Genomic DNA, 4,249 nt, shown 5'->3' with positions numbered 1-4,249 from the left:
GATCAACCTACTCTGAGCGGGCGGGTGGGAGAGAGCCGGTGCTAGGCCCATGCTCAAGACGTCCGATCCTGACACAGAGGGTAGCCGTACCCGCCGCCTAGAGCAGCCGCAGGCATCGGCGCGGCTGCACCGCTCTAAGAGAGTAGTCACCATGCAAGCAAAAAGAAGATGCTGTCTGACAAAGGCAACAGCCAGCTCACGCGGCGTTCAGGCTGCCTGGATGGGGGGAGAAGCAGCAAGCCAGTGAGGAAGAGGATGAGGCCGTGTGGACGAGAAGGGATCGGCGAAGCCGCCTCTTTGCTGTTATGAGCGGCAACGCCGACGCTGGGCGCCTGCCTGCACCTCACCGATCCCCTACTTCACTCCTCATGCGGAGAAGACCCTGCCGCCTCCGGGGTAAGGAGTTCAAAGGACACCGCCTGACCTGACCTTGACCACGGCAGGCAATGCCAGGAAGGAGATCAAGCGCTCTTCAGAGCGGCATATATGGACCGCTGATGCGCTCGAAGCGCGGGCGGTAGCGTGTCGGATGGTAGTCATCGGGATCAACGCGCCGTGGAGGCTTGTCCTTCCCGGGCAGATCGGTGTAGATCACCTTCCCCTCGCGATAGCCGACCATCGCGCCCTGAATACCCTGCTCCACCAGACTCATCGCCATATTGGCGAAATAGATAGCCATGTGACGATCATAGACATCTGGCTCGCCACTGCGCAGGATGTAGGTCAGGTCGATCGGCAAGAAGCGTACACCAGGCAACCGCTCGCTCAACTGAGCGGCGAGGAATTCGGCGACGTTAGCCTTCTTGCGGTGGCCGTAGGCATCCGCCGGGCCAACCTCTGGCACCGGCATACCCAGATTGGCCCCTTCTGAGAGAACCACGATTGAATAGTGATTCGGATTATTGCGCCGGTCGCTCGCTACCAGCTCAGCCAGATGGTCGATGTTCGCCGGCACCTCGGGAATCAGCAGGCGGTCGGCCCAGGTCACGATCGCCGTTTCTAGTGCCGTGAAGCCAGCATCGCGGCCAAAGAGGCGGAAAAGTGCTGTTTCGCTGTGGGAGCCGAGAGTCGAACGCAGGCGTCCGATAAACTCACTTGCGCGGTTGATAGCTGTCTGGAAGCCGATACAGTAATCAGTGCCAGGAACATCGTTGTCCATCGTCTTTGGGATTCCCCAGACCGGAACTCCCTTCGCCGCAAGCACAGCCCCGTAGCTCAGCGTGTCATCGCCGCCGATGACGACCAGGCCATCCAGGCCCAGAAACTCAATATTTGCCAGAACCTCGTCAGTTAGATCCAGGTATTCCTGGGCGTCGCGTCCTTCACCGCGATGCTTCAAATGCGCGGGCAGCTCGCTGACGCGCACGCGTGCAGGATTAGTGCGCGTCGAGAGCAAGATCGTCCCGCCCTGGCGATCGATCGTACGTGTATTGAGCCGATTGAGCGGCATCAGATAGTGATCGTCCCAGGTTTGGGGGTCGTCGGCGCGGAAGATTTGCTCATCGCGCGCGCGGTCACGATTAAGGAAGGTGATGCCCCTCCATCCGTAGCGGAGACCGATTATCTTGATTCCCAGAGTCTCCGCCCGATAGACCAGTGCTTTAATGGCGGCGTTCAGCCCCGGTACGTCACCGCCGCCGGTTAGGACGCCGAGCGTGCGCACGGGGCTTTTGATCTGTCCTGGCATGATTTCCTGTCCCTCCTGAGTTCCTAGGGATGCTAGGGATGTTTGCCCCTTGCAGTATCTCATAAACTACGGCTCTGGTAAATAGGTGACTGACCATTGGCAAAGAGAGCAGTTCATGCCAGGCTGAGGCGCTTAGATGCCTGCATAGGCGCTCGCTAGTCTGACTGGCAGACTGGCCAAGAGAAGCACGCGCGGGAAGCGTGGGCTTACCTTGACAGTGCTGCGCTCCAGATTGTATGGTGATAACAGCCATTTCGGTTACTGGTGCCTTCTCGCGACACCATTGTTCTACCCATCGATTAGAGGAGTATTTGTCATCCTATGACTCAGCAAGAATCCGCCACGCCCATTAAGGTGAACTTTCACTTTGATCCGCTCTGTCCCCTGGCCTGGCGTACGGCCCTCTGGATGCGTGAGGTGCGCAAGGTGCGTGCGGTCACTATAACCTGGCGCTTCTTTAGCCTGGAGATCGTCAATCGCAAGGAAGGGACGCAGCCGAACTATGAAGATCACGGCTGGGCTGGCCTGCGCACGCTGGCTCTGGTACGGCGTCGCGAGGGCAATGAGGGAGTGGAGCGCTATTATCTGGCGCTTGGCGCTGCCCAGCATGGCCGCCGTGAAAGTATCTCTGATGCGGCGGGGGTGCGGGCTGCTCTACAAAAGGCGGGTTTGCATGCTGGCCTCGTTGACGAGGCGCTAGCCGACGAAACAACCATTCGCGAAGTTCAGGCTGATCATCAGGAAGCCGTTGAGCGCTACCGGGCCTTTGGTGTGCCGACCATCGCTCTGGAAGGCTCGCAGGTCGGCTTTTATGGCCCCGTGATTATCGAGGTCCCACGCGGAGCTGAGGCCGGCGAGTACTGGGATCATTTCTACTGGGCCTTGCGTCAGCCGAATCTCTATGAGCTGAAGCGTGATCGGGCCGGCGTCAAGCTGGAACCGATCGCCGAGTAAGTCTGGCCTTCCAGACAGAGGCGGCCATCCTAGTGATCTGGGCTGCGCCATAGCACAGCAGAGGTGCTGATGGGGGTTCGAGAGACAGGCTCTGCTCGCCTGGATGAGCTGGGCCTGTTCTACTCGGACCTCTTCCCCAGTGGATTTCTCCGCCTCCCTGAAAGACTCTTCCCCGCTCACTCTTGGCCGGGCCTTTAGGCTGTGGTCTCTGAGCTATCACTACTAGAAAAGGCGATATATGGTACTATTCTGCTAATCAGCTCGTCTTACTAGGAAAAGCGGGCGCCAGGGACTACAATGGAACACGGACTATGCTGATAGCTGCACGGAGAGCTTAGTCGTGATTTCTCCGCAACTGGCTTTGTTTAGAAAAGGATGGCCTCCAATCCCTTGTCGCCTGACCTGGCGTCTGGCTGGAGCCCTGCTACTTGCCTTGCTGGGCCTCTTTCTGGTGGGAGCCCGACTCGCCATCTTTCTAACGTCCTTGCCCGTTTCTGTCAATGCGGCCCCTTTGGTCATTCCTACCCTGCGCGAGTGGCATGGAGGACTGGGCACCTTTATCCTCTCCGCGAACGCGCGCATTGTTCTCGATCCCCCCTCGGCGACTCGCTTGCGGTCAACAGCGCTCACCTTCCAGCAGGATCTACAGGCCGTTGCTGGTCTTCGTCTCCCTATCGTTACACAGGAAGCCCCCAGCTCCGGCGATCTCTGGCTTACATTGAAGAATGACGATCAAGTGATTGGAGACGAGGGCTATGTGCTGGCCATTGCCGACAATGTGATGATCAGTGCTCACACTGAGACGGGGATCTTCTATGGCACGCGTACGGTACTCCAGATGCTTATGCAAGATCCTGCCAAAAGTCATCTTGCGCGAGGCATGGCGCGGGATTACCCCCGTTACGCTGTACGAGGTTTCATGTTGGATGTAGGCCGGCGCTACTTTACGCCGGGGGTGCTCGAGGACTATGTGCGGCTTCTCTCCTGGTTTAAGATGAACGAATTCCAGCTTCACCTCAACGACAACGCTCCAGGAGCTGGTGAGCGGCCTGACTGGCGGCGGCAGTATGCGGCCTTTCGTCTCCAAAGCGCGCGCTTTCGGAGCCTGGCGGCGCGTGATGGAGCCTACAGTCGGGCAGACATCGCCTCACTGGAGGCGCTAGCTCAGACGCATGCTGTCACGATCATCCCTGAAATCGATACTCCGGCTCATGACCTGGCGCTGACACAATATCGCCCTGATCTGGCCAGTCCCCATGCCTCTAAAGAGTTCCTCAATCTGGCCAATCCCGCCACGCTTCGCTTTGTTGAGGACCTGTGGAATGAATTTCTGCCCTGGTTTGCTAGTAGCCAGGTCCATATCGGAGCTGACGAATACGCGTTGAACGATGCCGACCGCTATCGCACCTTTATCAATCGCCTGGCGGCCTTTCTCAGCAGCAAAGGCAAAACAGTCCGGATGTGGGGAAGCCTCTCACTCATGAAGAGCCGCATACCACTCGCCCACTCGATTGTATTAGACATTTGGAACAATCGCTGGGCCAATCCTGTGCAAATGGCACGCGAAGGCTTCCAGCTCATCAACATGAACGACAATCTACTCTACAT

At 58.2% G+C, this 4,249-nt stretch carries 3 protein-coding genes; 2 read left to right on the top strand and 1 reads right to left on the bottom strand.

Features of this window, described 5'->3' with window-relative positions; all coding sequences use genetic code 11:
• Positions 1-472: 472 nt before the first annotated feature.
• Positions 473-1,687 carry a 6-phosphofructokinase gene (locus tag IRZ24_RS17405; protein ID WP_297167009.1) on the bottom strand — a complete coding sequence of 405 codons (1,215 nt, stop codon included), beginning with the start codon at positions 1,685-1,687 and terminating at the stop codon, positions 473-475.
• Between the two features lie 321 nt (positions 1,688-2,008).
• Between IRZ24_RS17405 and IRZ24_RS17400 the strand changes: the two genes are divergently transcribed.
• Both IRZ24_RS17400 and IRZ24_RS17395 read left to right on the top strand, forming a co-directional pair.
• On the top strand, positions 2,009-2,641 hold the full coding sequence (locus tag IRZ24_RS17400) for a DsbA family protein (RefSeq protein ID WP_297167006.1): 633 nt from the start codon (positions 2,009-2,011) through the stop codon (positions 2,639-2,641).
• A 340-nt stretch (positions 2,642-2,981) separates the two neighbouring features.
• Positions 2,982-4,249 (top strand): family 20 glycosylhydrolase (locus IRZ24_RS17395; RefSeq protein ID WP_297167003.1); only part of this gene is annotated, 1,268 nt, incomplete at its 3' end.

This window comes from Thermogemmatispora sp., assembly GCF_019683755.1.
Lineage (GTDB): Bacteria > Chloroflexota > Ktedonobacteria > Ktedonobacterales > Ktedonobacteraceae > Thermogemmatispora.
The sequence above is the reverse complement of the archived record's forward strand: the minus strand, read 5'-3'. Positions and strand labels throughout refer to the sequence as shown.

Coding starts and splice junctions, on each gene's coding strand:
- IRZ24_RS17405 (WP_297167009.1), bottom strand. CDS start 1,687: ATGCCAGGACAGATCAAAAGCCCCGTGCGCACGCTCGGCGTCCTAACC.
- IRZ24_RS17400 (WP_297167006.1), top strand. CDS start 2,009: ATGACTCAGCAAGAATCCGCCACGCCCATTAAGGTGAACTTTCACTTT.